This window comes from Streptomyces sp. NPDC003697 (assembly GCF_053587115.1).
Map to the genome: position 1 here is coordinate 1 of NZ_JBSFNN010000122.1, position 13,451 is coordinate 13,451.

Sequence of the window (13,451 nt, forward strand, 5' to 3'; positions counted from 1 at the left end):
ACCCCGGGCGGCCGCCGGGGCCGGCCGGTGCTGTCCCCGCCGCCCCGGCGGGTTCCGGCCAGGGCCCCGGCGGCGAGGCCGACGTCACAGGGCCGTCAGGTACCCCGGCAGTTCGGTGCCGGGCGCGAGGGCGGTGTCGGCGAGCGGAGTGCCGTACCGCCGGCCGACCGGGATCACGCCGGCCCAGTGGGGGAGGGCGAGGTCCTCGGGCTCGTCGTTCACACCACCGGTGCGGACCTTCGCGGACACCTCCTCCAGATCGAGGCGGATCACCGCCGTCGCGGCCAGCTCCTTGGTGCTGGCGGGCCGGGAGTCGGCCGACCGCCCGGGCACCACATGGTCGACGAGCGCGTCGAGAGCCGTCCGGCGCTCGTCGGGGTCGGTGACCTGGTGCGCGATGCCGTGCACCACCACGGAGCGGTAGTTGATCGAGTGATGGAAGGCGGACCGGGCCAGCACCAGGCCGTCGACATGGGTGACCGTCAGGCAGACCGCGAGGCCGGGGTCGGCCTGACCGGTCATCCGCAGTGGGCGCGACCCCGTCGAACCGTGCACGTAGAGCCGCTCGCCGACCCGGCCGTACAGCGTGGGCAGCACCACCGGGGCGCCGTCGCGCACGAAGCCGAGATGGCAGACGTAGCCCTCGTCGAGTATCGCGTGCACCAGTTCCCTGTCGTAGGACGCCCGTTGCGCCGAGCGGGTGGGAACGGTGCGGTCGGTCGGGGTGTAGGCGGTGGGTTCCGACGTCGGCTGTGGGGTCCCCTGCATGGCGCCTCCATTGCACTAGTGCATAATGTTGTTTGTGCTAGGAGAATATCGGATCAAGGGCAGGCGCGCAGCGGACATCGCGGCGAGCGTCGAGCGCGCGGTGGGGGCCGGCGAGCTGTCTCCCGGGCAACCGCTGCCACCCATGCGGGAGTTGGCCGCCGAACTCGGCGTCAATCCCAACACCGTCGCGGCCGCGTACCGCGTCCTGCGCGACCGGGGGGTCATCGAGACCGCCGGACGGCGCGGGAGCAGGGTGCGGCCCGCGCCCGCGACGACCGGACGGGACCACATCCGCGTGGACGTTCCCGAGGGCGTGCGGGACGTGGCGAACGGCAACCCGGACCCTGCGCTGCTGCCGCCCCTGGCGCCGGCGTTCGCGGCGGCCGCCGCGCAGGGCGACCGGGCGCCGGTGCTCTACGGGGACGTCGCCGTCGAGCCCGAGCTGGAACGCGTCGCCCGGCACCGGCTGGACGCCGACGGGGTCCCCGACGGGCCGCTCGCCGTGCTGTCCGGAGCGCTGGACGGCGTGGAACGCGTCCTCGCCGCCCACCTGAGGCCCGGGGACACGGTCGCCGTCGAGGACCCGGGGTGGGGGAACGTGCTCGACCTCGTGCCCGCGCTCGGGCTGCGCACGGCTCCGGTGGGCGTCGACGACGAGGGGCCGTTGCCCGACGACGTGCGGCGCGTCCTGGAGGACGGCGCCCGGGCTCTGATCGTCACGGCCCGGGCCCAGAACCCGACCGGCGCCGCGGTGAGCGCGCCACGTGCGCGGGCCCTGCGCAGCGTCCTCCGGGCGCACCCGGAGACCCTGCTGATCGAGGACGACCACGGCCACGGAATCGTCGACCTGCCCCTGCACGCCCTCGCCGGTGCGACCCGGCACTGGGCCCTGGTGCGCTCGGTCGCCAAGGCCTACGGACCCGATCTGCGTCTGGCCGTGCTCACCGGGGACACCGTCACGGTCGACCGGGTCCGCGGCCGGCAGCGGCTCGGTCCCGGCTGGGTGAGCCGGCTGGTGCAGCGGGCCGTGGTACGGCTGTGGGAGGACGGCGGCCTGGACCCGCGCGCTGTGGCGGCCGCGTACGGGGCGCGGCGCGACCTGCTGATCGGCGCGCTGGCCCGGCGCGGGGTCGTCGCCCACGGGTGCAGCGGGCTGAACGTGTGGGTGCCGGTGCCGGACGAGACCGGCGTGGTGGCCCGGCTGCTGCACGCCGGCTGGGCCGTCGCCCCGGGAGCCCGCTTCCGCAGGAGCGCGCCCCCCGGCATCCGCATCACCGTCTCGACCCTCGCCGAGGAGGAGACCGGCCGTCTGGCCGACGCGGTGGCCGCGGCCCTGTGGCCGGCGCCGGCCAGGAGCTACGCCTGAGGGCTGTCCCGTGATCCGCGGTGGATCGGCGCGCGGCGTCGGATGCGGTGCGTCGCACGGCGGAGGGTCGTTCGCGTACCGGGCGTATTCGGGCGATCCGACAACGCGGCGAGGTGCCGTCGCTGTCGTCGTGCGCCCGCCGGGGATTGCGGGACCAGGCCCCGTCGTCGAACTCCCGTCTGCCCCGCGACGCCGTGCACGCGCTCTCGCCGTGCCGGGCCCTGCCCCGAGTACATCCGGTACGAGGCCCGAGGCCCGAGGCCCGGCACGCACGGCACCGGCGGCGTGCCCGTGCCCTGCGCGGCCGACGTGCGCGCGGCGCCTGGCGGCGGGGCCGGGACCGGCGTCCGCCCGGCCGGTGCGGCGGCGCCTTTCTCGGCGCGCCCGGCTGCCGGGCTCCGCCGCCCGTTAGGCCGTGGCCGCCGGCTCGGAGCGCGCCGGCGGGGCGTCGTCCGCGGGGAGGGCGGGAGCCGGTGCCGCGGCCGCCTCGCAGGCGGCCGTGCCCGGCCCGGCCCCGTCCGCGGACGCCGCTCCCGGCGCGGCGCTCGCGGGCCTGGTCGCGGTGGTCCCGGCCCGGCGCTTCGGACCGGCCTGGGTCAGGGCCGCGCCGGCCAATACGATCACTGCTCCGACCGGAGTCGACCAGGTCAGGTTCTCGTCGAGGAGCGCGACGCCCGCGGCCGTGGCGATGACCGGAACGAAGTACGTGACCATCTGGGCCGTCGTCGGACCGACCTCGGCGACCAGGCCGTACTGGACGAGCATCGCCAGACCCGTGCCGAGGGCGCCCAGAGCGGCGATCGCGAGCAGCGGCAGGACGGACAGCCGGCCGGGGAGGTCTGTGAACACCGGGGTGACGACCGCCAGTTGGAGCGTGGCCAGCAGCAGCTGCCCGCCGGTCAGGGACAGGTGCGACGCGGAGGAGCCCGCCAGGGTGCGGCGGACGTAGATCCAGCCGACCGGGTAGCTCAGCGAGGCCAGCAGGGCCATCGCCGTGCCGGTGGCGTCCAGCCCCGCGAAGCCCTGCCAGGCACCCAGGACCGTGAGCACCCCGAGGAAGCCCAGCCCGAGACCCGCGACCCGCACCCGGGTCGGGCGGTCCTCCGAGAGGGCCACGAGCGACAGGCCCATGCCCCACAGCGGCGAGGTCGCGTTGCAGATCCCGGCGAGCGTCGACGGGATCGTCAGTTCCGAGTACGCGAAGAGCGAGAACGGCAGCGCGTTGAGGAAGAAGCCCGCGACCGCCAGATGAGCCCACGTCCGTACACCGCGTGGCAGACGCTCCCGCTTCACCGCCATGACCACCGCGAGCACCGCCGTGCCGAACACCAGCCTCCCGAGCGTGACCTGGAACGGCGCGTAGCTCTGCGTGCCGACCTTGATGAACAGGAAGCTGAAACCCCAGACCAGGGAGAGGAAGGCGAAGCGGACGCGCCAGTGCGCCTGGCGGCGGGCGGGTCCGGCGGGCGGCGGGAAGTTCTGCTGGGACGCGGCGGTCACGGTCGTCATGGTGCCCACCATGCCCTCCGGCGACCTCTTAGCACAATCGAGAATTCGCGCCCGGTACCGCGTAGCATCCCTTACATGTTGAACCTGGAGCGCCTGCGCACCCTGGACGCCCTCGCCCGGCACGGCTCGGTCAGCGGCGCGGCCGAGGGCCTGCACGTCACGACGTCGGCCGTCTCGCAGCAGATGACGAAGCTGGAGCGGGAGGTGGGCCAGCAGCTCCTCACCCGGAACGGCCGGGGGGTGCGGCTCACCGACGCGGGACGGCTGCTCGCCGAGCACGCGGCGCGCATCCTGTCGCAGGTGGCGCTGGCCCAGTCCGACCTCGAGGCACAGCGCGGTCAGGTGGTCGGCGAACTGCGGCTGGGCGCATTCCCCACGGCCGCGCGCGGCCTCTTCCCCACCGCGCTGGCACGGCTGCGCGCGGAGCACCCCGGTCTGCGGGTCACCAGCGTGGAGACGGAGGCGGTGACGGCGGTGCGCGCCGTGCTGCGCGCTGACGTGGACCTGGCGGTCGTCCTCGACTGGTACAACAAGCCGCTGCCCGTGCCCGACGGGCTCGTCCGCGCCCCCCTTCTCGACGACGCCGCGGACGTGGCCCTGTCCGCCGCCCACCGGCTCGCGGACCGCACCGAGGTCGATCTGGAGGACTTCGCCGACGACGACTGGATCACGTGGCGTGAGGACGATTTCTGCCACGAGTGGCTGCTGGACACCCTGCGCTCGAAGGGCGTGGAGCCGCGGATCGCCCACCGTGCCGAGGAGCACGCCACGCAGCTCGCGCTGGTCGCCGCCGGCCACGGTGTCTGCGTGGCTCCGCGTCTCGGGCGCGGACCGCTGCCCGCCGGCGTGCGGACCGTCCCCGTGCGGCAGGCGGTCCGGCGGCACGTCTACGCCGTGTGGCGGGCGGACGCCGACCGCCGGCCCTCGATCCGCGCCGCCGTCGACGCCCTGCGGGCGGCCGGGGAGACGGCCGCCTGACGACCCATGTCCCGGCCGCCTGACGACCGCCTCCCCGGGCGCCTGGCGATCGCCGAGGGACCCCACGGCCGCTTTCGGGGGCGACCGGTCTGCCGGGCGGACGGTCGCCCGGCACCGGGCGGCGCTCCGGGTCGCCGGGCCCCGTGGCGGCGGGTCACCGCGGGAGCGGTCGCGCCGGCTAACCCAGCTTGCGGAAGTCCCAGGAGACGGTCTTCTCGGGCGTCAGTCTGACCCAGGCGTGCCGGCCGTCGTGCGGCAGCTCGTCCAGGTCGAAGTACTTGCGGGCGAACAGTGTCTCGGGCACGTCGAGTTCGGCCCGCAGCTCGCCGGTCCGCGGGATCTCACCCACGAACTCCGCCGTGCCGGACAGTTCGACGCCGCGCAGCTGGTCGTACTCCTCACCCGTGTCGACCACGATCGCGACCCGGGGATCGCGGCGCAGCTCGGTCCAGCGCCTGCTGCGCACCACGGAGTACAGCCACAGCGAGACCCCGTCCCAGGCGAACCACAGGGCACTCACGTGCGGGGCCCCGTCGGGCGACACCGTGGCGACCCGGCAGGTGCGCTGTGCGGTGAGGAACTCGTCCAGTTCGCCGGGTGTCATCATGATCTTCCGGCCCCGGCGCTGAGTCGCGGTCATGCGGCCCCCTCTTTCCCTCATGTCGTCTCCGGGCAGCCATCCTCCGGCATGGCGGCGGTCGGTGTCGGCCCGGCCGCGTGCCCGCCCGCTCCGGCCGACGCCGTCCGCCGTTGGGGCGGCGTCCACCCGGTCGCCGTGTCCGGCGGCGTCCGCCCGGCCGGGCGGACGCCCGCGCAGGTCAGGCCAGCATGATCTGGTCCCCCGAGACGGTGATGTCCTTCGCGGGCAGCGGCTGCGTCGCCGGGCCCTTCTTCACGCTGCCGTCGACGGCGGAGAACTCGCTGTTGTGGCAGGGACAGCCGATCACGCCGTTCGCGATCTTGTTCACCGCGCAGCCCTGGTGGGTGCACCGGGACGAGAACGCCTTGAACTCCCCCTTCGCCGGCTGGGTGACGACCACCCCGTGGTCGCCGAAGACCTTGCCGCCGCCCTCCGGGATGTCGGCCGTCCTGGCGAGCACCGCGCCGGCCGAACCACCGCTGCCGGCCCGGTCCTTCCCTTCGGCGTTCGAGGCGCCGGACGCCTTGTCGTCGGATCCGCACGCGGTCAGCGCGACGGCGAGCCCCGCCGCGCCCACCGCCGCCACGACGGTACGGCGGGCCGGTCCCTCCAGGGGCTGAAACGATTCGCTGGTCATGCTGGCGTTCCCTTCCGCGAGTTCCCTCGATCCGCACTGGGGTACGGCCGCCGGACGCCCGGCGTTCAGACGGCCGGGATGCCGGCCCCTGCGGGGTCCGCCGGGCCCGGGAGGCGGTGGCCGGGCCGCGTCCGTGGCGGGTGAACGTCCCAGTAGCCTGGGGCGATGCTGAAGGAAGTCATCGCCACCCGCTACATCACGCCCCTGCGTGAGGGCGGCTCGCTGCCGGGGCTCGTCGAGGCCGACGACTTCGGGACGTACGTCGTCAAGTTCACCGGTGCCGGCCAGGGCCGCAAGACGCTGGTCGCCGAGGTGGTCTGCGGCGAACTGGCCCGGCGGCTGGGCCTGCGGGTGCCGCGGCTGGTGACGGTCCGCCTCGACCCGGTGCTGGGGCTCGGCGAACCCGACCCGGAGGTGCAGGAGCTGCTCAGGTCCAGCGGCGGCACCAACCTCGGCATGGACTTCCTCTCCGGCGCGCTCGGCTTCGACCCGCTCGCCTTCCCGGTGGACTCCGAGGAGGCCGGGCGGATCGTCTGGTTCGACGCGCTGGTGAACAACGTGGACCGCTCCTGGCGCAACCCCAACCTGCTCAGATGGCAGGGTGAGCTGTGGCTCATCGACCACGGCGCCACCATGATCTGGCACCACAACTGGCCCGGCGCCGAGGCCTCGGCCGCCCGGCCGTACGACGCCTCGGAGCACGTCCTCGCGCCGTTCGCACCGGACGTCGCCGCGGCCGCCGCCCGGCTCGCGCCACTGGTCACCGACGACCTGCTCGCGGAGGTGACCGCGGAGATCCCCGACGCCTGGATCACCGGCGAACCGGGCTTCGACACCCCCGACGACCTGCGGCGGGCCTACGCGCGGCCGCTGCTCGCACGGGCCGCCGTCGTGCACGACCGCATCCAGGGCATCGAGGGGGCGGCATGAGCGACCGGAGCACCGGTGGCACGGGCCGCGGCGGCGACAGCCGCATCATCGCGGGAGGCGTCGTGACCGACCGCCACATCATCAGGGGCGGTCCGCGGGGCGATCGCGAGGTCTTCGAGTACGCCCTGCTGCGGGTGGTGCCGCGCGTCGAGCGCGGTGAGCGCATCAACGCCGGCGTGCTCGTCTACTGCCGTGCCCGGGGTTACGTCGGCGCCCGCACGCACCTGGACGAGGACCGGTTGCTGGCTCTCGACCCTGCGGCGGACGTGGCGGGGGTGCGGGCCGCGCTGCGGGCCGTCGAGGGCGTGTGCGCCGGGGGACCGGCCGCCGGCCGGGCCGGCCTGGACGACCCCGGACGCCGTTTCCGCTGGCTGATCGCGCCCCGCTCCGCGATCGTCCAGCCGGGGCCCGTGCACACCGGGCTGACCGCCGACCCGGCCGCGGAGACACAGCGGTTGCTGGACCTCCTGGTGAGGTAATGGATCACATGCACCCGGTGCGCCGTTGACACCGGGTGCCAGGGCTTCTAGCGTCACGTCTACTGAAGGTACTAAGCGGTCGCTCACCTGACGGGCGTACCGTGGGAGCCGCAGAGTTCCGAAGGTGTTCCAGGCTTTCCAAGGGCGAGGAGAAGCAGCAATGTCCACCACTGAGCAGCGGGTAGCCGTCGTCACCGGTGCCGCGCGCGGCATCGGTGCCGCCACCGCCGTACGACTGGCCGCCGAGGGCCGCGCGGTCGCCGTGATCGACCTCGACGAGGCCGCCTGCAAGGACACCGTGGAGAAGATCACCGCGGCCGGCGGCAGGGCCATCGCGGTCGGCGCCGACGTCTCGGACGAGGCACAGGTCGAGGCGGCCGTGGCGCGGATCGCCGAGGAACTCGGCGCGCCGACGATCCTGGTCAACAACGCGGGCGTGCTCCGCGACAACCTGCTGTTCAAGATGAGCGTCTCCGACTGGGACACCGTCATGAACGTGCACCTGCGCGGCTCGTTCCTGATGACCAAGGCCTGCCAGAAGCACATGGTGGACGCCGGCTTCGGCCGCATCGTCAACCTCTCCTCGTCCTCCGCCCTCGGCAACCGCGGCCAGGTCAACTACTCGGCCGCCAAGGCGGGTCTGCAGGGCTTCACCAAGACCCTCGCCAAGGAGCTCGGCAAGTTCGGCATCACCGCCAACTCCGTCGCGCCCGGCTTCATCGCCACCGAGATGACCAAGGCCACCGCGGAGCGCGTCGGCATGGGCTTCGAGGACTTCAAGGCCGCCGCCGCCACCCAGATCCCGGTGCAGCGCGTCGGCGAGCCGGAGGACATCGCCAACGCGGTCGCCTTCTTCACGGGCGAGGCGGCCGGCTTTGTCTCCGGCCAGGTGCTGTACGTCGCCGGCGGACCGCTCAACTAGGGCCGGGGAAAAGAAGGACATGACTTCCGTGGAACTCTCCGGCAAGGTCGCTCTCGTCACCGGCGCGAGCCGCGGCATCGGCTACGGCGTCGCCGAGGCCCTGGTGGCCCGCGGCGACCGGGTCTGCATCACCGGCCGCAACGAGGAGGCCCTGAAGGAGGCCGTCGAGAAACTCGGCGCCGACCGGGTCATCGGCGTCGCGGGCAAGGCCCACGACGAGGCCCACCAGGCCGAGACCGTCGAGCGCGTGATGGAGGCCTTCGGCCGCGTCGACTACCTCGTCAACAACGCCGGGACCAACCCGGTGTTCGGGCCGATAGCCGACCTCGACCTCGACGTGGCGCGCAAGGTCTTCGAGACCAACGTCGTCTCCGCGCTCGGCTTCGCCCAGCGCACCTGGCACGCCTGGCAGAAGGACAACGGCGGCGCCATCGTCAACATCGCCTCCGTCGCGGGTCTCGCCCCCTCGCCCTTCATCGGCGCCTACGGCGTCAGCAAGGCGGCGATGATCAACCTGACCCAGCAGCTGGCGCACGAGTTCGCGCCCGGCGTGCGGGTGAACGCGATAGCCCCGGCCGTGGTGAAGACCAAGTTCGCCCAGGCCCTGTACGAGGGCCGGGAGGAGGAGGCGGCGGCGGCCTACCCGCTGGGCCGGCTCGGCGTGCCCTCCGACATCGGCGGCGCGGCCGCCTTCCTCACCTCGGAGCAGTCCGACTGGGTCACCGGTCAGACGCTCGTCGTCGACGGCGGCATCTTCCTGAACGCCGGAGTGAGCTGAACGAACGCGCGGGCGTCGTATCCGTTCCGGGGAGGGGTTCCTGGCAGCCCCTCCCTTGACGGAAACGGCGCCCGTGTCAGCTCCGGACGCCCGCGCGGAGGCGGATGACAACGTAGTCAATAACGCGCCGATCAAGCCTTGTCCGAAAGGGTTGAGCGAACGTCACGCTGCGGTATGGTCTGCCGACCCTTGGTATGGCGGATCGAGGAGCGTGCGCGTGTTCAAGCGGAACAAGTGTCTTCGGCCGGCGGTGGTGATCGCCTCCATATCCCTGGTGGCCGGATGCGGCGTCTTCTCCGACGACGACGCCGCGGCGCAAGGGCCGATCGCCGTGGGCACCACGAGTGCCCCCAGCACGCTGGACCCGGCCGCCTCCTGGGACGGCTCCTGGGAGCTGTTCCGCAACATCTACCAGACGCTGCTCGCCTACCCGAACGGCGCGACCACGCCCCAGCCGGACGCGGCCGAGAGCTGCAAGTTCACCGACACCACCAACACCACTTACCGCTGCGAGCTGCGGTCGGGCATGACGTTCGCCGACGGGGACGCGCTGGACGCGCAGGCGGTCAAGCACTCCATCGACCGCATCAGGACCATCAACCTCCCCGGCGGCCCGGCGGGACTGCTCGGCAGTCTGGAACGGGTGCAGGCGATCGGCGACCGGGAGATCGTCTTCCACCTCAACAAGCCGGACGCCACCTTCCCGTTCGTGCTCGCCACCCCCGCCATGTCGATCGTCGACCCCGACGACTACCCCGCCCGGTCCCTGCGCAAGGACAACAAGGTCGTCGGATCGGGTCCGTACGTCCTGCGGTCGTATCAGGACGGCAAGAGGGCCGAACTGGTCAAGAACGACCGGTACAAGGGCTTCGCCCACCGCAGAAACGATGCGGTGACCATCCGCTACTTCCAGGAATCGTCCGCCATGGTCAAGGCGCTCAAGGACCGGCAGATCGACGTCACCTACCGCGGCCTGGCCGCCGACGACATCATCGACCTGCAGCGCCACGACTCCACCGACCTCGAGCTGGTCGAGGGCGCCGGCACCGACATCAGCTACCTGGTCTTCAACCCCAAGGACTCCTGGGCGGGCAAGACCGCCGTCCGCAAGGCCGTCGCCCAGGTCGTCGACCGGGCGGCGATCGCGCACGAGGTCTACAAGGACACCGTCGACCCGCTGTACTCCATGGTCCCCAAGGGGCTGACCGGGCACACCACCGGCTTCTTCGACGACTTCGGTGACCCCAGCACCGACAAGGCCCGGAAGATCCTCACCAAGGCCGGCATCACCAAGCCGGTCCCGCTCACCCTCTGGTACACCACCGACCGCTACGGCTCGGAGACCGCCAGGCAGTTCCAGGTGCTGAAGAGCCAGCTCGAGGAGTCGGGACTGTTCACGATCACCCTGAAGAGCCGTCCCTGGAAGACGTACGTCACGGGCTACCAGAAGGGCGAGTACCCGGTGTTCGGACGCGGCTGGTTCCCGGACTTCCCCGACCCCGACAACTTCATCGCGCCGTTCGTCGGCGAGCAGAACGCGCTCGGCACGCCCTACCCGGTGCCCGAGATCACCAAGGACCTGCTGCCCAAGTCGCGCGGCGCGAGCGACCGCGCCAGCGTGGTGAAGGAGTTCGAGGAGGCGCAGCAGGTCCTGGTGAACGACGCGCGGCTGCTGCCGCTGTGGCAGGGCAAGCAGTACGTGGCCGCCAGCGAGGACATCTCCGGCGGTGAGCGCGCGCTCGACCCGTCGACGATCATGATGATGTGGGAACTGTCCCGGAAGACCAGCTGGTAGACCGCCGGAACCCGCGTACGAGTATCAATGTCAGTGGTCGCCGGTAGGTTCTGAGGCCTGGAAGACGACCGCACATCGTAAGGACGTTTACGTGACCGACATCGCCATGCTGCCCGAGTCCTGGCGCGGGGTTCTGGGTGACGAGCTGCAGCAGCCCTACTTCAAGGAGCTGACCGAGTTCGTCGAGGAGGAGCGGGCGAGGGGTCCCGTCTACCCGCCGCGCGAGGAGGTCTTCGCGGCGCTGGACGCCACGCCGTACGACCAGGTCAAGGTGATGATCCTCGGGCAGGATCCCTACCACGGCGAGGGGCAGGGCCACGGTCTGTGCTTCTCGGTCCGCCCGGGTGTGCGGATCCCCCCGTCGCTGCGCAACATCTACAAGGAGATGCACGAGGAACTGGGCACGCCCGTCCCGGACAACGGCTACCTCATGCCGTGGGCCCGGCAGGGCGTGCTCCTGCTCAACGCGGTGCTCACGGTGCGCGGCGGTGAGGCCAACTCGCACAAGGGACGCGGCTGGGAGAAGTTCACCGACGCGGTGATACGGGCCGTCGCCGGCCGGCCCGACCCGGCGGTGTTCGTGCTCTGGGGCAACTACGCGCAGAAGAAGCTGCCGCTGATCGACGAGACCCGGCACACGGTGGTCAAGGGGGCGCACCCCTCCCCGCTGTCGGCCAGGAAGTTCTTCGGCTCCCGTCCGTTCACCCAGATCAACGCGGCGGTGGCGCAGCAGGGACACGAGCCGATCGACTGGACGATCCCGAACCTGGGCTGACGCGGGGGAGCATCTGCCGTCCCCGGTCCGCCGGGGTGCGGCGGGGCGGGCTGGTGATCGGTCGGCTCGGACTGCGGGGGCCGGGCCGGCGATCCGGCCGGATCGGATTGCGGGGGCCGGCCGGTGCCCGGTGCCGCGCCGGCCCGGCAGTCGGGTGAGGTCTGTGCGAGCCGGCCGGGATGCCGGCCGGTGCGCGGGCTGCGGACGGTGCGCGGCCCCGGCCCCCCACGTGGTCGCTGCCCGGCGGAAACCCGGGGCCCGCGACGGTACGGCCGGTGCGCACGGGGCCGCCTGACCGGGATCCGCGGTGCGGGAGGCTAGCGTCAGGGGGAGTCGGGCCGGGGCCAGGGCTGGAGGACGTGGTGGTGGAGCGACAGGAACAGGCGGCGCCGGAAGCCGTCATGACGCGGATCGGGCAGGGCGTCATGCTGCATCACGCAGGGGACCGCGAGGAGGCCCGGGACCGGTTCCTGGAGCTGTGGGCGGAGATCGGTGAGACCGGCGACCCGCTGCACCGCTGCACGCTGGCCCACTACATGGCCGACACCCAGGACGACCCCGCGGAGGAACTGGCCTGGGACCTCAGAGCGCTGTCGGCCGCCAAGGAGCTCACGGACGACCGGCTCGCCGAGCACCAGGGAACGCTCGCGGCCCGGGCACTGTATCCGTCCCTCCACCTCAACCTTGCCGCCGACTACGTGAAGCTCGGCCGCTCGGAGGCCGCCCGCACGCATCTCCGCCGCGCCCGCGGCGCGGCGGAAGCCCTCGGTGACGACGAGTACGGCGACGGGGTGCGGGCGGCGATCCACCGGCTGGGGCTGAGACTCGGGGACTGACCCGGGCCGGCCGGTGACTCCGGCGCGCGGGGCGTGGGTCTGTCGTACGGACCGGCGGGCGTCGCCTGCCCGCCCGCCGGCTCGCCCGCGAAGGGAGGACCCCTGCCGGCGGCAGCGGGGCCGCCCGCCCGCGGGGCGGTGGCCGTATGCCTGCTGCCCGGCGACCGACCGTGGGTGGTGTCCGGTGACCGGCCGCGGGAGGTTCCTGATCACCGGCCCTACGCCTGCCCGATGACCGGCCAGTGCCCGGTGCCCGGCGGTCACCCGTCCCCGGTGACCGGCCGTGGGCCCCGCCGATCACCGGCCGTACGCCTGCCGGCAGATCCTCGCCTGGGGGCTGTCGGCCGGCCAGTGGCCGTAGTGCCGGCCGAGGGCGCACACGTCCAGGTTCTTCGGCGCCGCCGGGGGAGCGGCCGGGACGTCGGTGCGCGGTGGCCGTGCCCGCCGCGGCGGACGGGGCGCCGGTTGCGGCCGTGGCCGGGTGGAGGACTGCGCCGACGACTGCCCGTGGCGGTTCCGGGCCTCATCGCGGGCCGCCGTGGGGCGGGGGTGTGTGGTCTTCTCCGGGGTGCGGCGCGGCCCGACGCGCTCCAGTGCCTCCTGGGCCGAGGCCTGCACGTCGCGCGGCAGGGCACTGCCGTCGGGGCGTGGCCCGGCGGTCCGGGCATGTGCGGCCGGGGGACCGGCGGCGGGCGGGCGGTGGACTTCGACGCAGCCGGTGAGGGCCGAGACGGCCGCGGTGACCAGGAGCGTAGCGGTGGTCGTCGTTCGATGCACGCGGCACACTCTGCTGGTTCGGGGCGGCGGCGGCCCGGTGGACGGGCGGGGAAGCCCTCGCACGGGTGACAGGTGTGCCCGTTGGGAGGGGAAGCGGGCCGTGCCGCTGACGCCGTGGTCACGGGAGTCGGCCGCTCGCCTCGTGCGGACGAGGCCTCGGGGCGACCGCAGCCGTGGCGGCGGCCCGCGCCCCGTGCCCGGGGTCGGCCGGAGGCCGTGTCACCCAGGAACGCCGGTGCCGTGCCCAGGGGTTCGAGGATC

Annotated in this window: 14 protein-coding genes; 9 read left to right on the top strand and 5 right to left on the bottom strand. The window is 73.3% G+C overall.

Features of this window, described 5'->3' with window-relative positions:
* Positions 1-84: 84 nt before the first annotated feature.
* Positions 85-768 carry a pyridoxamine 5'-phosphate oxidase family protein gene (locus tag ACWDNY_RS29525; protein WP_451648877.1) on the bottom strand — a complete coding sequence of 228 codons (684 nt, stop codon included), beginning with the start codon at positions 766-768 and terminating at the stop codon, positions 85-87.
* A gap of 34 nt (positions 769-802) precedes the next feature.
* On the opposite strand from ACWDNY_RS29525, the gene ACWDNY_RS29530 reads away from it, so the two are divergent.
* A complete protein-coding gene (locus ACWDNY_RS29530) occupies positions 803-2,134 on the top strand; it encodes an aminotransferase class I/II-fold pyridoxal phosphate-dependent enzyme (RefSeq protein ID WP_451648878.1) in 1,332 nt (443 codons plus the stop codon).
* Between the two features lie 408 nt (positions 2,135-2,542).
* Here the strand turns inward: ACWDNY_RS29530 and ACWDNY_RS29535 are convergent, their stop codons facing one another.
* On the bottom strand, positions 2,543-3,643 hold the full coding sequence (locus ACWDNY_RS29535; RefSeq protein ID WP_451648879.1) for a DMT family transporter: 1,101 nt from the start codon (positions 3,641-3,643) through the stop codon (positions 2,543-2,545).
* A 75-nt stretch (positions 3,644-3,718) separates the two neighbouring features.
* Between ACWDNY_RS29535 and ACWDNY_RS29540 the strand changes: the two genes are divergently transcribed.
* On the top strand, positions 3,719-4,621 hold the full coding sequence (locus ACWDNY_RS29540) for a LysR substrate-binding domain-containing protein (RefSeq protein WP_451648880.1): 903 nt from the start codon (positions 3,719-3,721) through the stop codon (positions 4,619-4,621).
* Between the two features lie 178 nt (positions 4,622-4,799).
* Here the strand turns inward: ACWDNY_RS29540 and ACWDNY_RS29545 are convergent, their stop codons facing one another.
* A complete protein-coding gene (locus ACWDNY_RS29545) occupies positions 4,800-5,261 on the bottom strand; it encodes a pyridoxamine 5'-phosphate oxidase family protein (protein ID WP_451648881.1) in 462 nt (153 codons plus the stop codon).
* Between the two features lie 178 nt (positions 5,262-5,439).
* Positions 5,440-5,898, bottom strand: a complete 459-nt coding sequence (locus tag ACWDNY_RS29550) for a Rieske (2Fe-2S) protein (protein ID WP_451648882.1) — start codon at positions 5,896-5,898, stop codon at positions 5,440-5,442.
* 165 nt (positions 5,899-6,063) lie between these two features.
* On the opposite strand from ACWDNY_RS29550, the gene ACWDNY_RS29555 reads away from it, so the two are divergent.
* The 7 genes from ACWDNY_RS29555 to ACWDNY_RS29585 all read left to right on the top strand — a co-directional run bounded on the left by ACWDNY_RS29555 (position 6,064) and on the right by ACWDNY_RS29585 (position 12,413).
* On the top strand, positions 6,064-6,828 hold the full coding sequence (locus ACWDNY_RS29555) for a HipA family kinase (protein WP_451648883.1): 765 nt from the start codon (positions 6,064-6,066) through the stop codon (positions 6,826-6,828).
* A 62-nt stretch (positions 6,829-6,890) separates the two neighbouring features.
* Positions 6,891-7,307, top strand: a complete 417-nt coding sequence (locus ACWDNY_RS29560) for a DUF3037 domain-containing protein (protein ID WP_451648890.1) — start codon at positions 6,891-6,893, stop codon at positions 7,305-7,307.
* 160 nt (positions 7,308-7,467) lie between these two features.
* A complete protein-coding gene (gene fabG / locus ACWDNY_RS29565) occupies positions 7,468-8,229 on the top strand; it encodes a 3-oxoacyl-ACP reductase FabG (protein WP_451648884.1) in 762 nt (253 codons plus the stop codon).
* Positions 8,230-8,248: 19 nt separating this feature from the next.
* Positions 8,249-9,007, top strand: a complete 759-nt coding sequence (locus ACWDNY_RS29570; RefSeq protein WP_451648885.1) for an SDR family oxidoreductase — start codon at positions 8,249-8,251, stop codon at positions 9,005-9,007.
* Positions 9,008-9,224: 217 nt separating this feature from the next.
* Entirely contained in the window at positions 9,225-10,802 is a 1,578-nt protein-coding gene (locus ACWDNY_RS29575; RefSeq protein WP_451648886.1) for an ABC transporter substrate-binding protein, read from the top strand.
* Positions 10,803-10,893: 91 nt separating this feature from the next.
* Positions 10,894-11,577, top strand: coding sequence for a uracil-DNA glycosylase (gene ung / locus ACWDNY_RS29580; protein ID WP_451648887.1), 684 nt, complete (start codon positions 10,894-10,896; stop codon positions 11,575-11,577).
* Between the two features lie 362 nt (positions 11,578-11,939).
* A complete protein-coding gene (locus ACWDNY_RS29585; protein ID WP_451648888.1) occupies positions 11,940-12,413 on the top strand; it encodes a hypothetical protein in 474 nt (157 codons plus the stop codon).
* A 297-nt stretch (positions 12,414-12,710) separates the two neighbouring features.
* On the opposite strand, the gene ACWDNY_RS29590 is transcribed toward ACWDNY_RS29585, so the two are convergent.
* Complete coding sequence (locus tag ACWDNY_RS29590; RefSeq protein WP_451648889.1) at positions 12,711-13,190, bottom strand: hypothetical protein; 480 nt, start codon at positions 13,188-13,190, stop codon at positions 12,711-12,713.
* Positions 13,191-13,451 lie beyond the last annotated feature (261 nt).

Excerpts from the sequence above, each read along its gene's own strand:
- ACWDNY_RS29545 (WP_451648881.1), bottom strand. The coding sequence starts at position 5,261 with ATGACCGCGACTCAGCGCCGGGGCCGGAAGATCATGATGACACCCGGC.
- ACWDNY_RS29535 (WP_451648879.1), bottom strand. The coding sequence starts at position 3,643 with ATGACGACCGTGACCGCCGCGTCCCAGCAGAACTTCCCGCCGCCCGCC.
- ACWDNY_RS29570 (WP_451648885.1), top strand. The coding sequence starts at position 8,249 with ATGACTTCCGTGGAACTCTCCGGCAAGGTCGCTCTCGTCACCGGCGCG.
- ACWDNY_RS29550 (WP_451648882.1), bottom strand. The coding sequence starts at position 5,898 with ATGACCAGCGAATCGTTTCAGCCCCTGGAGGGACCGGCCCGCCGTACC.
- fabG (WP_451648884.1), top strand. The coding sequence starts at position 7,468 with ATGTCCACCACTGAGCAGCGGGTAGCCGTCGTCACCGGTGCCGCGCGC.
- ACWDNY_RS29555 (WP_451648883.1), top strand. The coding sequence starts at position 6,064 with ATGCTGAAGGAAGTCATCGCCACCCGCTACATCACGCCCCTGCGTGAG.
- ACWDNY_RS29525 (WP_451648877.1), bottom strand. The coding sequence starts at position 768 with ATGCAGGGGACCCCACAGCCGACGTCGGAACCCACCGCCTACACCCCG.
- ACWDNY_RS29540 (WP_451648880.1), top strand. The coding sequence starts at position 3,719 with ATGTTGAACCTGGAGCGCCTGCGCACCCTGGACGCCCTCGCCCGGCAC.